Annotated in this window: 10 protein-coding genes; 2 read left to right on the plus strand and 8 right to left on the minus strand. The window is 59.2% G+C overall.

The features are described 5' to 3' along the window. Positions 1–66: 66 nt before the first annotated feature. The 5 genes from TBK1r_RS27155 to TBK1r_RS27175 form a co-directional block, all read right to left on the minus strand. Positions 67–2,217 (minus strand): hypothetical protein, encoded by a 2,151-nt coding sequence (locus TBK1r_RS27155; RefSeq protein ID WP_145217993.1) that lies wholly within the window; start codon positions 2,215–2,217, stop codon positions 67–69. Next, entirely contained in the window at positions 2,217–4,706 is a 2,490-nt protein-coding gene (locus tag TBK1r_RS27160; protein WP_145217995.1) for a DUF1549 domain-containing protein, read from the minus strand. Before TBK1r_RS27160 ends, TBK1r_RS27155 begins: the two co-directional genes overlap by 1 nt. Next, positions 4,703–6,049, minus strand: a complete 1,347-nt coding sequence (locus TBK1r_RS27165; protein ID WP_145217997.1) for a DUF1501 domain-containing protein — start codon at positions 6,047–6,049, stop codon at positions 4,703–4,705. Before TBK1r_RS27165 ends, TBK1r_RS27160 begins: the two co-directional genes overlap by 4 nt. Positions 6,050–6,256: 207 nt before the next feature. Continuing rightward, positions 6,257–8,206, minus strand: coding sequence for an ATPase, T2SS/T4P/T4SS family (locus TBK1r_RS27170; protein WP_145217999.1), 1,950 nt, complete (start codon positions 8,204–8,206; stop codon positions 6,257–6,259). A 62-nt stretch (positions 8,207–8,268) separates the two neighbouring features. Further along, positions 8,269–9,168, minus strand: coding sequence for an ATP-binding response regulator (locus TBK1r_RS27175; RefSeq protein WP_145218001.1), 900 nt, complete (start codon positions 9,166–9,168; stop codon positions 8,269–8,271). Between the two features lie 366 nt (positions 9,169–9,534). Here TBK1r_RS27175 and TBK1r_RS27180 point away from each other — a divergent pair, with 366 nt between their 5' ends. Together TBK1r_RS27180 and TBK1r_RS27185 are read left to right on the plus strand one after the other, a co-directional pair. After that, on the plus strand, positions 9,535–10,773 hold the full coding sequence (locus TBK1r_RS27180) for a protein kinase domain-containing protein (protein ID WP_145218003.1): 1,239 nt from the start codon (positions 9,535–9,537) through the stop codon (positions 10,771–10,773). 81 nt (positions 10,774–10,854) lie between these two features. Further along, a complete protein-coding gene (locus TBK1r_RS27185) occupies positions 10,855–12,024 on the plus strand; it encodes a PP2C family protein-serine/threonine phosphatase (RefSeq protein WP_145218005.1) in 1,170 nt (389 codons plus the stop codon). On the opposite strand, the gene TBK1r_RS27190 is transcribed toward TBK1r_RS27185, so the two are convergent. From TBK1r_RS27190 to TBK1r_RS39140, 3 genes are read right to left on the minus strand one after another with little or no spacing between them, the layout of a single operon-like run. After that, the gene (locus tag TBK1r_RS27190; protein ID WP_145218007.1) at positions 12,011–13,387 is read right to left on the minus strand and encodes an ATP-binding protein; all 1,377 of its coding nucleotides are present in this window, start codon (positions 13,385–13,387) and stop codon (positions 12,011–12,013) included. The genes TBK1r_RS27185 and TBK1r_RS27190 overlap by 14 nt on opposite strands. A 9-nt stretch (positions 13,388–13,396) precedes the next feature. Beyond that, positions 13,397–14,098, minus strand: a complete 702-nt coding sequence (locus TBK1r_RS27195) for a response regulator (protein ID WP_145218009.1) — start codon at positions 14,096–14,098, stop codon at positions 13,397–13,399. After that, positions 14,095–14,268 carry a hypothetical protein gene (locus TBK1r_RS39140; RefSeq protein ID WP_419580447.1) on the minus strand — a complete coding sequence of 58 codons (174 nt, stop codon included), beginning with the start codon at positions 14,266–14,268 and terminating at the stop codon, positions 14,095–14,097. Before TBK1r_RS39140 ends, TBK1r_RS27195 begins: the two co-directional genes overlap by 4 nt.

The following is a 14,268-nucleotide window of genomic DNA, read 5'->3' on the forward strand; positions in this document are numbered from 1 at the left end:
TTCCGCTAACTCCCTCAGTACCAAAGTAAACGCTACGACGAGCTCCAATCCGAATCCACGCTCGGCTTACTGAATCTCTAGTGTGATCAAACTCATCGGGACGTAGACGGTAAAATCTCGGGCGGCGACCTGTTTTTTGATCGCTTCGATCCGCTTGTCCGTTTCCGCGATCGCCTTGTCGATTTCTGCATGATCGCCGGAGCGGTCGGGATCGGCTCGGATGGTTTTCAGGGTGTCGCGGTACTGGGTTTCGCGCGCCAGTGCCTGCGGGTTGACGGAGAACTTGACCTTCGTTTCGCCCTGGCCCCAGAACGAGTAGCTGCCGACGGCGGTGTTGTTTTTTACATCGATCGTCCACTCGGCTTCCGATTTGTCTTTGGCGATCGTCAGGTCACCGGCGCTGACGCCCGGTGGCAGGTGTTGAGCCCTCAAGACGACGGCCTCGGATGCTCCCTCGCGACGTGTCACCTTGATGGGGACCGTGACCTTGGTTCCCTTTTTCGCCACCACCACGTCCTGACTGGCGGGGGCGATGCTGAGCGGACAGGTGTCGAGATCGGATGACGCGACCTTCAATGGATCGGTCAAACGCGTGTGTGCGGTGGGGCGATAGCCGTCTTGTTGCCAGATCACCGATGCCGCCTGCGCCTGTCGCGTTTCGCTTTGCCCGTCACGGGTGACTTCGCCGACCACTTGCAAGGGACTGTGTTGGGTCGGTGCCTGGTCCGTCGCGGTGATCACCAAGTCGGTGTGGTTTTGGTTGGCCGCGATCCAGGCGGGACGACAAACCAGTCCGGGAGGCAACTGGGGAATCGAAACCTGAATCGGCGCCGACATCTGGTTCCGGATCACGAAGACACGAATCGTCGTCGCCCCGCCGCGCATCAGATGCGTTCCCGAAGGTTGAGACGTCTTGGGGTCTTTGTGGAGATAGACGTGATAGGCCAGCAGTTGCCAATCCTGGTGGGGTGGGCCGATGGCAAGTTGATACCGCTGGCGTTCGCCGAGTGATTGGCCCGTGTCCAAGTCGGCGACCGTGATTCGATAGTCGCCGTCTTCGGGTGGTTGGAAACGCAGCACGGGATCACCCGTGGCAAATCGGATGACGGAGTCCGACAGATTGGGGCCGTCTTCGGCGGTTGCGACCCGTTGCCAGGTCTGCGTTCCCGCTGCGTCGACCAGCGATCGATCGATGATCAACCGCGCATCGGTCGGCTGGCCGATCCGATCGGACACCACTTCGATGAAGACCGGTTGGCCCTTGGACAACTTGCAAAGGTATTGATCGGTGTCGCTGGCCGAATCAAAGTCGGCTTCCACACACGCCGGGACCGTCAGTTCGATGGGGACATCGGTTTCGTCGACTTCGACCGTATCCCGCGTCACCACGCTGACTGATTTGGGGAACTCGGGTTGCAAGTCGGGCTGTGTCTGGATGCCTTCGGTCACCAGCAAACCGTAGGGATAGGCTGCACCGCCCCGGAACAATGCGTCGTGCACTGCGACGGTCAACGGGCCGTTGTCGGTTGCCGTCAGCGTGAGTTGCATGTCCGAATGGTCGCTGCCGATCGCACTTTCCAGCGTTTGCCCCTTGGCATCGGCGACCGAGACGGCGCCGATCAGCTGGGAATCGATGGCTTGTGCGATCACCCGAATGCTGTATTGCTTGCCGGCGACTGCGTCGAACGCATAGAAATCTCGTCGCTGTGGCGAAACGCGCCGGCAATGCGTTTGTCCAAGTTCCAGGGCAGTTGCCGTCGACGGATCGGTGCCCACCGAGGGGACGATGCGAATCTCTTTTTGAACGACAATCGAGCGCGGATTGGAGATCCCGAAGCGGCCAACCGCGCGGACTTCATAGCGTCCTACGGGAACGTCGGGGGCGACCGTCACACTGAAGCTTCCGTAACGCGGTGCTTCGATCTTGGTCAACGGTCTGGCCGGGCCGCTCAACAAGGTCGCCGTGATGCCCGGATGCGAGAAAACAAGCTCGCGAACCTCTTCCGTGTTTGCACCTTCGGCGATAGTGACCTCGTACGATGCTCCGGGGGCAAAGAACGATTGGGAAAGCGCCCGGAGTCCGATCACGGGCAACTGTGCATCAACGTTGCCGCCTGCCATGCAGATCATGGCGAGCAGGGCGACCAACACACGGCAAACGTAAGGCCGGTCGCCGCGCGACCGATCGGCGAAAAAAGGATTGGATGGGTGGGGCATCAGTGGTTGAACAAAAACTCTTTGGAGTTCACTAAGGCCCAGATCAAATCTTCCCAGGGCTCTTTTTGATTCTCGCGTTCCCCCAGATAGCTCAGCGTCGACTTGAGTTCTCCGTCGTTCGGTTCGCGGCTCAACGCCAGCTTGTACAGTTCTCGAATCTTGGCTTCGATCGGCCGTGAAGTGTCGGCGGCAAACGCGGCGGCTCGTCCCTGGTCATGCGTCAGCTTTTTCTGCATCTCTTCTGAATTGAGCAGGTGCAGACTTTGCGCAAGATTCGCCTCCGAGGATCGCTCGCACTCGCAGGCCGTCTTCGAATCGGGCTGACCAAACACGGACAAGAAATACGAATTGAATCCGGTGTCGGGCAGTTCGACGGCGCGTGTTCCGGCCGGCATCCCGGCGAACGCCGTGGACGCTCCGGTGACCACATCGATCGAATCGAGCAGCGTTTCGGCTTGCAAGCGTTTGGGGTAGTAGCGCGAGTGGCTGCGACGATCGATGACGTTGTCGGCGAGCGCGTCGGAGGAGGCGTTGTAAACGTCGGAGTGACAGATCAACCGGATCAACGCTTTCAAGTCGTAATTCGATTCGACAAACGATGCCGCCAAGGCATCCATCAGTTCAGGATTTGACGGCGGATTGGTGACGCGCATGTCGTCTTCCGGTTCGACCAATCCGCGTCCCAGAAAGTGTTTCCAGTACCGATTGACGAGTGCTTTGGCAAAGAACGGATTTTCTGGCGACGTCACCCAGTCACTCAAGTCACCACGCGGGTCGGTCGCCGCATCGGTCTGAATTGCTTCGGCATCGAGTCCGGCCGGCGACACGTTCTGGCCCGTTTTCGGGTGTTTGGCCGACGGTGCGGCGATGCGGGTCACGAATGTGACGTCGGTGCCCTGTGTTTTCTTTGAGATCGTCGAGAAGAACGCCGACATTCTCGCGTAGTCCTCTTGGCTCCACTTCTCGTACGGGTGGTGATGGCAACGTGCACACTGAATCCGCTGACCCAGGAACAATTGGCTGATGTCTTCGACCCGTTCGTTCTGGTCGGTGACTTGCGATAGCCAAGCGGTCGCGGGGTTGCTGAACAGCGAGCCGCTGGCGGTGAGCAATTCGTCGACGAGTTGGTCGTACGGTTTGTTGTCGCGGAACGACTCCTTCAACCAATGATGAAACAGCATGTTCGAGACTTGCAGCGAACCGCCGGTGCGTCGGTTGCGCAGGATCACGCCCCACTTGCGCGCAAAGAACGAGGCGTAATCGTCGCTCGCCAACAAGCGTTCGACCGTCTGGGCGCGTTTGTCGGCCGCGTCGTCGGCAAGGAACGTGTTGGTTTCATCCAGGGTGGGAAGCCGACCGGTCAGGTCCAGCGTCACGCGTCGAAGATACGTCGCGTCATCGCATGGCGGCGACGCGGGAATTCCGAGCGAGTGGAGTTTCTTGCGGACAAACCGGTCCACCACGTTGACCGATTCGGGTGCGGCCGGATCACCATCGGCGGCGATCGACTCGGAAGGCATCTCAATTCGCAAGGGAATTTCGGCGCGGAACACCGTCACGTGACCTTGGTAGCGGGCCATCACGGCGACATCGCCGACCAACTGGCCGGTTTGCACCAATCCCGTGGCACTGACTTCCGCCATTTGCGTGTCGTTGGATTCGTAGACCGCCGCTCGGGTGACGTCTTCGACCGAACCATCGCTGTACGTCGCGATCACTGAGAGTTGTTGCTCGCTGCCGCCTGCCATTCGGCGAACTTGGGGATAGCAGCGGATCGAACTGACCGTCCGGATTTCGCCTTGGTCGTAGGGCATTCCCTGTGAGATCCATCGCCGCAGGACGCGGTACTCGTGCGAGTCGCGATCGGTCCGGGCTCCGCCACCGTGTGGCATCGCGTTGATCGTTTTCATCAACAACAGACTGCGATCGGGCGAGGCCAACGAAACACGACGCCCGCGAGATTCCGCCACCAATCGTTTGTGATCTTCGCCGGGTTCAAAACCGAGCAAGGAAAGCCGAAACCCGTTTTGACCGGCGATCTTTCCGTGGCATCCGCCGCCGTTGCATCCCAACTTGGTAAAGATCGGAACGACTTGTCCGCAAAAGCTGACCGGTTGAGCCTGGCCGGTGCCGGAAACGACCAGCGTCACGGTGGCGTTTGCGCCATCGTCGCTGGTCGCTGACAAATTGACGGTCCCGTCGGCCAGCGGAGTGACCAATCCGCTCGGATCGATCGAAACCAAACCGTCGGGCGAAGCTGTAAATGTCACCTGCCGCGTCCAGTCGGTCGTCAGGCCGTTGGATTCAGATCGAGAAACGATCAGTTGCAGCCGAGCGTCGGTGCCGACCAACTCGGTGGCAGCGGCGCCTTCGGTATTGTCGATCTGTAGGGTGTCGGCAACGCAATGGAGGGCGGGCAAGCAGAGCATTGCGAGGAGAGCGAGGGCTCGGATCGCAAGCTGGAAGCTTTGGGGATTGGTGGGGGTCATGCGATCAACTCGGCGATCGGATCACTGTCGACCAGAAATTGCGGGCGTCCGGTCGGATCGGCAATGGTGGTCGAGTGGGTGTCGATGCCCAGGGTGTGGTACAGCGTCGCGACGACCTCTTGCATGTCGACCGGGCGTTCGACCGCCTCTTCGCCCATTCGATTGGTCGCACCGATGGCTTGACCGGTTTTTAACCCGCCGCCGGCCAGCCATGCGCAACTGACTTTGGTCCAGTGATCGCGTCCGGCGTTGGCATTGATCTTGGGAGTGCGTCCGAATTCACCCCAGACCGCGATCGCGACATCGTCCAACATGCCCCGCTCGTCCAAGTCATGGACCAGCGCACTGAGGCACTGGTCGAGTTTGCCACCGTGGTCGCGGACCAGGTCAAAGTTTTGGCCGTGGCTGTCCCAACGCCCGTAGCTAAGGCTGACGACACGGACGCCGGCTTCGACCAACCGGCGCGCGACCAGCAATTGATCGTTGCACGTCGGGGCTCCGTCGTACTGATAGTTGTACGGTTTGCCGTCGCCGTAGCGGGCAACGATTTTGGGGTCTTCTTTGGACAGGTCCAACGCATCGACCAACTTGCTGCTGGTGAGCACATCGAGTGCGCGTTGGCCGAACGCATCCATACCTTCCATCGCCCCGCTGATGTCGATGTCCCGGCGCATCGTGTCCAGTTCGTTCAACAACTGGCGGCGATCTTGCAACCGATCAAATGAAATCCCTTTCAGCGTCATGTTCTGCATGCCCGGCCCGTCGGGCTTGAAGGGCGAATAGGCCGACCCCAAGAAACCGGCTTGACCGGAGTCGGACCAGGGGACGTGACGCGTCGGCGCGGCGAGGCCGACAAAGGGCGGCACTGAGGGATCGACCGGGCCGAACAACCGCGCCGCAGCCGCACCGATCGAAGGACGGCCGCCGAGGTTCTTCAACGAGTTGCCTTCCCAACCGGTAAAGCATTGCATCCCGTCGTGTCCGCCGCGGCAACCGACGACGCTGCGAATGACCGCCGACTTGTCCATCAACGCGGCAAGTTTGGGGAACACCTCGCAGATCTGAATGCCGGGCACGTTGGTGTTGATCGGCTGGAATTCGCCCCGGACTTCACTAGGTGCCTCGGTCTTGATGTCCCACATGTCTTGGTGCGGTGGACCGCCGGCCAAGAAAATGTTGATCACTGATTTGTGTGATCGAGGAGACGGAGAGGAAGCTTCGGCGCGGTACAGGTCGGCCAACGAGAAGCCGCCCATGCCGAAGGACAGGCCGCCGATCTTTAGAAAGCTTCGCCGGTTTCGTCCGTCGCAATAGCGACTGGAAGGACCCTTGATCGTCAACATGATCAGGCCGGGGTAAGTGGTGGGATGATTCAGGTGGGACCCGGGCGGGATCAATCCGTTGGCCCGAGCGATGCATCGATCCGCAGTATAGCCGTCTAAAGGGAGTTTACGCAACCTTTTTGAGGTGCCGGCCCAATCGGGGCCTTGTCCGTCATTAGAGGGGGTTGGCGGCATCGCACCCGCCACGCGAAGAGATCCGCTTTCGGTTCAACGGGTGGGCAGGTGAAGAAACGGTGCGCCGCGTTGATAGGTATCGTTTTTGTTCTCCGCCGGGCTTTCGATCGGCATCGTTTCGGTCATCCAACTCATGTCTTGGACTTCTTGGATCGACGTGATTTTGTCACGGACCTTCATCAACGCGTCTCGTACCAGGCCGGCCCCGCCGGCGCGGATGATCGATCGGATCTCTGATTCCGGTTTGCGAGTCTGGATCGCGTCGATCAGTTCGTCATCGATCACGACGGCTTCGAAGACTCCGACTCGGCCTTTGTAACCGGTGCCGCGACAGTGCTCGCATGATCGGGGTCGGGCGATCGTCGTCGGCACGACCAGGTTGTGGGCTTCGAAAAGCGCTTGCTCTTGCTTCGTCACCGGACTGATCTGACAACAATGCGTGCACAGTCGACGGACCAGTCGTTGGGTGATCACGCCGGCCAGGTTGCTCGCCAATGTGGTCGGATCGATTTCGAAATCTTGCATCGCCGAGAGCGTCGACGAGACGTCGCGTCGGTGAATCGTGCTGAACGCGCGCTTTCCACAGGACGCGGCATGCATCGCGACCTTGGCGCCTTCACGATCGCGGATCTCGCCGACGAAGACGACGTCGGGATCCATCCGCAAGATGGTCGACAGCCCCGCCTGCATCGTGAATCCGTGCCGCTGATCGACGTCGATCTGTCTCATGAACGGAACGATCAATTCGACCGGGTCTTCGATCGAAATGATGTTTTGTTTTTCCGAAAACAGGACATTCAGCATCGAGTAAGCCGTTGTCGTTTTGCCGGCCCCCGTCGGGCCGCTAATCAAAACGACTCCGGACCGCCGATGCAGCATGCGGTAAACCGAGGCGAAGGAATTTTGGGAAAGCCCCAGCTCGCTGAGCGGTTTGCGGGATTGTTCATAATCGATCAATCGCAACGCGATGGCTTCGCCCTGGGCGACCGGTGCCGTCGTGATGCGGACCTCGTGGGTCGAGATCGAATCGGGCAGCTCCAGGCGGCTTTCGGAGGGCCGGAAGGGATCCGACAAGCTGACGTTGGCCATCAGTTTGAGTTGCTTCATCGCTTGAGACGCGATGTTCTGATGCATGGTGCAGAACTGCTGCATCTTTCCGTCGACACGAAAATGGACGACGTATTCATTTTTGGAGAGCGGGTCGAGATGAATGTCGGTGGCTTCGGCTTCGATCGCTCGACGCAGCAAGCTGATCGCCGTCGTCGTTTCGGCGAAGTCTTCGGCAGCCTTGACCGACGCGGGGGCGTCCTCGGTTTTCTCCACGTGAACCTGCCAGTGTCCGAGATGCTTCTCCGGGTCGTCGCCATCGGCCGATTCCGTCCAGGTCAAGATGCCTCGCGTTTCCATTTGTGCGATCAGGCGTTCGGCTTGTTCGCGAGGCAATTGCAATTCCGCTTCAACGGCCTCGCGCAGCTGGACGAGCGTTTGATGGTGCTGGCCGGTCCGGGGCTCGTCGCCGAGGGCTTCGACCACCTCGGCGGCGCGATGGATCTGACCCGATTGGGCCTGGTTTTCGAAGGGTTTGATCAACACCGGGATGGTCACCACGTCGAGCACGCGATTGACGATCGAACGAAACTCCTTTTTGTCCGTCGCGCCGACGCCTTCCGGGGCAAGGTACAGCATGTTGATGCCGTGATCGCGGACATAGCCGGAGATGCAATCGGTCAGCGTTCCGCGTCGAATGTCGCGTTTGACCGTAACCTGATCGTTGGGGATTTGCAGAGCGACCAGTTTTTCGCGGGCCTGGTGCAAACGTTTCTCGCTGCCGAAGCGTGGAATCGCGTGCTTGGCCACAACGTGTAGCAGATGCAATTCCGCTTGGTTGCGTGCCGCCATGGCCAATGCATCGGTCAGCGGTGAATCCGCAGACGTCTCAACGTCAATCACGGTGAGTATTCGGCGTAGCTTGATCATCGGCATCACTTCGGTCGGATGATGGGGTGGCAGCACATCGGGTGATTAGTCGAGTTCCATCGGGTTGGCTAACCGTCGGCGGTGGATCGAAAGTCTCTCACGAGCGTGACTTCATTGCCCTTGGCATTGAATGACACGTCGTCCATGAATGAACGCATCAGTCGAATGCCGCGGCCGATGCCGCCTTCAAAGGGCGACAAATCGTTTTCATCGGGTAGTTGAGCGACATCAAAGCCGGGGCCTTCATCTCGGATGACAAATTTCATCGCGGCGCCGGAGACACTGAGTCGGACGAAAATGGTGCGATCGCAGTACGGCGGTTCGTCGGACCGATTGCAAAACACGTCGCTGGACGGGTTGATGCCGTTGCTGGCCACTTCCGCGGTTAATTCGAAATTGCCATGCACCAATGCGTTGAGTAACGCCTCTTCGAGTGCCAGGCTGATGCGGATCGCTTCGGTCGCATCGCAAATGGCCAACCCCGAAGTGGTCCTTTGGACCAAGTCGACGAATTGGGGGATCAGATTGATGTCGCTGCGCAAATGAAACGTCAACTCGGCATCGGAGAGACAACGGACGACGCCGCCATAGGGATGGACGGCTTGCTTGAGCATCAGCACTTGCCGGACGGTATCGGACAGTCGTTCGGTCAACTGTAATTTGGGGACAAAACTCGCCGCGCCGACTTCTAACGCTTCGATGGCATTGCTGGCCGACCCCATCGCCGTCATCACGATCACCGGAATTTCCGGCCGGTCCTGTCGAATCCGACGGACCAATTGCAAGCCATCCATTTCAGGCATCATCAGATCGGTGACCACCAAGTCGGGGGCTTGCTGTTGGATCGATTGCATCGCCTCGACGCCGTGTCCGGCAAAGCGAAGTTCCAGATCGTGATGATTCGACAAGATCCCCTGGACCAGCGTCTGATCGACACGTGAATCGTCCACGACCAAAATAGTTGTCATCGTCAATCTGCGCGTTTCAGGATCTCGATTGTGAACGTCAGGATGGCCCCGCTCTCCAAGTGGGCGGTCCCCACTGCCCTACCGGGCGGTCGACGGCATCGTTTAGTCTATCGATCTGCACGGTCGGGTGCGGGCATGGTGGCCCGATCAGCGGGCGGAAATCAAGAATCGCCAACCGCTTTTCCGCGGGGATTGCCGCTTTCCGGATGACGCCGCGGACTGCCAATGCGGCGGGGCATGAGGGCCCTCATCTGGACCCCTGCTGATGGATCGCCGGTTAGTTGACAGCAGCGTTGAAGTAATCAATATTAGAAGTCCTCGATTCCACCCGTCCGCTTTGGTCTGGTTACTGGAGACGACCAAAGGATGGAAGAAATAAACATTAAATCCGTGGGCCGATTTGAGCTGAAACAATTGCTCAAACGTGAAGGGCGTCAGTCCGTCTATTTGGCGTATGACCCACATCTGGATCGCAAGTTGACGGTCCGAATCGCCGATTTCTCCGGCTTGGATGCACAGGTCCGCAGCGACTTTGATGCCCGTGCACACGCACTGGCGGGGCTGCGGAACGCGCATCTGTCGGCCGTTTTAGATTTCGGCCAAACCGACGGCGTGGATTACCTGGCGACGACCCTCGTCGAAGGTCCGAATCTACGCGAAATCACCGCCCAAAACGCGACGGTCGAGCCGAAGCAAGCCGCCCTGATCGAACCCCGGCAGGTCGCCCTGCTGGTCGGAAAGCTTGCGTTGGGTGTCAGTCAAATGCACGCGGCCGGCTTGGTCCACGGATACCTTTCTCCCGAATGCGTGGTACTGGAAAAGAACGGCGAACCGGTCATCGCGGATCTCGGGATGCCCGGGATGCTGTTGTCCGAAGAGGACGAGGAATCGGCGGACTTTCGCAACGAGTTCGCCGCCCCCGAGGTGTCGGTCGGATCCGGTGACGCGATCCGGCCCCAGTCGGATGTCTATTCCCTGGCTGCCATCGGATTCTTCGTGCTGACCGGTCACGCGCCCCAGTCCGCCGAGGAAGTGTTCCAGACTGCGCTGTACGAGGGATTGGACAGCGGTGCGGCCGATCAGTTCAAAACGACCTTCGCCAAGGCATTGTCGTTCGGTGCCAGCGAGCGTTATGCGTCGGCACGTGAATTAGCCGAGGCGATGGAAAGCCTGTTTCGGGTGACACCGCTGACGCAGCCGCGCGAGACGAAGTCGGCCGAAGAGGTCGCGTTCGACGAAGTGACGGAATCGGAATACGAACAATTCGATCTGCAGGAAATCGAAGGCGCCCACGTCGTGCATCTTCACGATGCCAGCGTGCTGTCGACCGAATCACTGGTGCAGACCAAGCATGAGTTGTTCGCGATGGTGGAGAAATGCGATCCGAAACGATTGATCGTCAATTTCGCTTCCGTTCGGTTTTGTTCGTCCGAAACCGTCGGAATCCTGATTCAGCTGCACACCGAACTCAAGCCCCGCGACACCCGTCTGTATCTTTGTGGGATGCGTGAATCGATTCGAGAGGTGTTCCGGGTGCTAAACTTGGATGGAACGGTCTTCGAAATCCGCGGCACCGTCACCAACGCACTCAAGAGCGCCGAATGATTCGGCCTTCGCGATGACGGAGCGTGGTTTCACCACGCCGCTCGGATTTGCATTTCTGTCGATCGATCAACGTGTCTCTGGATGATGGGAACTCAACCAAGCGAATCGGCTGCAGCGGGCGGGGACCGATTTCTGATTCTGGTCGTCGAAGATTCTCTCGTTGATGCGATGGTCGTGCGAGAACGATTGGAACGCGACGGGCGTTTTAACGTCACGCACGTTGCGACCTTGGCAGAGACGCTTGAGCGGTTGTCGCAAGGTGTCTTGCCCGATGCGGTGATCCTGGATTTGAACCTGACCGATTCGGCGGGGCTGGAGACGTTTTGTCGGATCCACGATCCGTTTCCCAATCTACCGATCATCATTTTGACCGGCGATCACGATGAGTCGCTGGGGATCAAGGCGATGCGGTTGGGCGCTCAGGACTATGTCGGTAAATCCAATTTGGACGGACAGGTCCTGGTTCGATCGCTGCTCTACGCGATCGAGCGAAACAAGCGGCGAATGGTCGAGCACCGCCAACGGGCGGTGGACCGTGAGCTGCAGTTTGCCAAACAGATCCAAGAGTATTTGCTGCCCAATGATTCACCGGAGATCCCCGGGTTCGACGTCGCGGGCCGTTGTGTCGCGATCGATTCGACGTCGGGAGATTTCTTTGATTTCATCGACCACGGGGACGGCAAATGGGACATCGTTCTAGCCGACGTCTGCGGACACGGGATCGGCCCGGCCATGATCACCGTCGGCACGCGTCGTTTGTTGAGATCGACCGCCGAACTGTATGAAGACGTAGGCCAACTGGTCACGATTGCCAATCGTGGAATTTGCGAAGACACGTTCCAATCACTCTTCGTCACGCTATTCTTTGCCAGACTCGACTCCAATGCGATGCGATTGACTTACGTCGGTGCAGGTCATCTGGGGTTCTTGATCGACTCCGATGGCAAAGTCGCTGAGTTGAGAACGCGTGGGATTCCGACCGGGGTCGATCCGGACTACACCTACCAGGTGGACGGATCGGTCGAGCTTTCGGCCGGATGCATCGTGTTGCTGATGACCGATGGGATCTGGGAAGCCCGCGGAGACGATCACGTTGCGTTCGGGAAAGAGCGCGCCGCCGAAGTCGTTCATCGCAACCGCAGCAAACCGGCTTCGGAAATCGTCGCCGAATTGATCTCCTCGGTGACGTCCTTTTGCCATCCCCATCCGATCAAGGACGACATGACGGCCGTGGTGATCAAATCGTTTTGACGCCCGCGGTGCTGGGCAGCGTCAGCGAGAATCGGGCGCCTCCGAGTTCACTTTCGGTCACGCTGACCCCGCCTCCGTGCCGCTCGGCGATGCGTTTGACCAACGCCAAGCCGAGTCCCGTGCCGGTCTGGTCCCCTTTCGAATCGGTTCCGCCGGTGAGCCGCTGAAACGGTTCAAACACCGTTTCACGATCCTCGGGTGCGATGCCGCCTCCGTCATCGTCGATGCGGATGCAAAGTTCGTGGTCGGATTCGTCCGCCGACACGATGACTTTCGATGCGGCGTATCTTCCGGCGTTGCTGATCAGGTTGCCGATCGCACGCGAGATGGCGGCGCGATTGCCGGTCAATTCGGCGCTGCCCCCGTCGTCGCTGCTCCCGTCGATGCCGACCCCTTCGCTGTCAGCCCCTTCACTGCCGGCGAGCGAGACCGCATTGTGGAATTCCACGTTCCGGTACAGCGGACCGTGCACCTCGATCAGTTCCGTCACCAGTTCGCGGACGTCAAAGGTCTCGATGTGCTTGGCGCCGCAATCCGCTTCAGACGACTGCGCGTCCAGACGCACGTAGGTCAGTAGTTCGCCGACGAGCGCATCCAACTGATCGGTAGCCGCTTCGATCGAGGTCAGGCGTTGCTTTCGTTGCTCCTCGTCGTCGGCCGTCTCGATCAGCTCGGTGGCGAATTTAATGCGAGCCAAGGGGGTGCGTAATTCGTGCGAAACCGTCTGCAGTAATTCCCGTTGTGACCGCAACAGATTTTCGACGCGATCGGCCATGGTGTTGAAGGCTTCGGCAAGAGGCCCGCTGTGTCGAAATCTTCCATAGTCGATCCGGGCACCGAGGTCACCGCCGGCGATGGCGAGTGCCGCTTTTTCGACGCCCCGCAGTTGCTTGCTGACCGGGTGCAACAGGATCGCGATGCCGATCGCGGTCAACAAGAACACGCCTCCCAACGCGAACGACAATTCGGTCTGGCTCGGCTCGTCAAAGCGGGGCAGCGGTCCCAGTTCAACCAGATAGGGCGTGTCTGCAATGGCCGTCTCCAGTCGATCGTAATACAAGATGCTTTCACCGCGGTCCAACCGCGCGGTCGACGCCTCATCCATCGGGCGCTTGTCTCGACGCACCACGCGGATCGGATAATCGAATTGATCTTCCAGGTACTCCATCGTTTCGGAAAACCCTTCTTCGCCACCGTCAACGATCCGATCACGAGCCAGTCGCCCGCTGCTGGCATAGATGTCTTCGATGACGTGGATGTTCTCCTGAATCGAACTTTTGCGAAAAACGGAGGTCTGGATCAACCAAGCCGCGATCAGAATGCCGATGACGCCTAAGTAGAATCGCAGGAACAGTCGCGTCATGTCATCACATCATTTGGCAAAAAGATACCCGACACCGCGAACCGATTTGATGCGGGTCGGCTTGTGGGGATCGTCGCCCAATTTGCGTCGCAGTCGTGAGACGCGTAGGTCGAGCGACCGGTCCATGCCATCATACGGGATTTCCAGCAATTCGACGTACAGTTCCTTGCGGGAGACCACGCTGCCGGCGCGGCGGGCCAGGTACTCGATCAAGTCGAATTCTGCGGTCGTCAACTCGATCAGTTGATCGCCGACCACGACGCTGCGACTGCCCAGGCTGATGCTCAGGTCACCGACAACGATGTCCGCCGGTATGGTGCTCGAATCGGCAGGGTGCAAGTCGAATCGACGAAGGTGGATTTTCAGGCGTGCGAGCAGGGCATTGGGACGCACGGGTTTGCTCATGAAGTCATCCGCCCCGGCTTCCAATGCGACGACTTCATCCAGTTCCTCTCCCCGCGCGGTGAGCACGATGATCGGGCCTTTGAAATGCGGTCGGACACTCTTGCAAACACTGAATCCGTCCGTCCCCGGAAGCCCGATGTCCAAGATGACCGCATCGTAGGCTTCGGATGCGATTCGCCGGATCGCCGACAAACCGTTGGCCTCGACCGCGACGTGGTATCCCTTGCCGGTCAAGAAATCCTTCATCATGCCGGACAATTCGGCATCGTCTTCGACGAGCAGCAAATGATGGAGGGTGTCACTCATGCGACATTTCCTTCGGCAGGTTGAGGGCGTTCGGCGGTTGTGATGGGTTTAGCGTCCATTGCGTCTGATGCGGCTTTGGGACGAATCCGTTTGCCATTCAATAACGTTCCGATGGGCGTGTAGCGGATGCACAGCTGATAGCTGAGCAGTAGCAGGGCGCTCGTGACCAC

The sequence above is a fragment of the Stieleria magnilauensis genome, from assembly GCA_007753675.1.
Taxonomy (GTDB): Bacteria; Planctomycetota; Planctomycetia; order Pirellulales; family Pirellulaceae; genus Stieleria; species Stieleria magnilauensis.

Bases quoted from the DNA above. Each gene is read 5' to 3' on its own strand.
- TBK1r_RS27195 (WP_145218009.1), bottom strand. From the start codon at position 14,098: ATGAGTGACACCCTCCATCATTTGCTGCTCGTCGAAGACGATGCCGAA.
- TBK1r_RS27160 (WP_145217995.1), bottom strand. From the start codon at position 4,706: ATGACCCCCACCAATCCCCAAAGCTTCCAGCTTGCGATCCGAGCCCTC.
- TBK1r_RS27155 (WP_145217993.1), bottom strand. From the start codon at position 2,217: ATGCCCCACCCATCCAATCCTTTTTTCGCCGATCGGTCGCGCGGCGAC.
- TBK1r_RS27190 (WP_145218007.1), bottom strand. From the start codon at position 13,387: ATGACGCGACTGTTCCTGCGATTCTACTTAGGCGTCATCGGCATTCTG.
- TBK1r_RS27165 (WP_145217997.1), bottom strand. From the start codon at position 6,049: ATGTTGACGATCAAGGGTCCTTCCAGTCGCTATTGCGACGGACGAAAC.
- TBK1r_RS27170 (WP_145217999.1), bottom strand. From the start codon at position 8,206: ATGCCGATGATCAAGCTACGCCGAATACTCACCGTGATTGACGTTGAG.
- TBK1r_RS27180 (WP_145218003.1), top strand. From the start codon at position 9,535: ATGGAAGAAATAAACATTAAATCCGTGGGCCGATTTGAGCTGAAACAA.
- TBK1r_RS27185 (WP_145218005.1), top strand. From the start codon at position 10,855: ATGATGGGAACTCAACCAAGCGAATCGGCTGCAGCGGGCGGGGACCGA.
- TBK1r_RS27175 (WP_145218001.1), bottom strand. From the start codon at position 9,168: ATGACAACTATTTTGGTCGTGGACGATTCACGTGTCGATCAGACGCTG.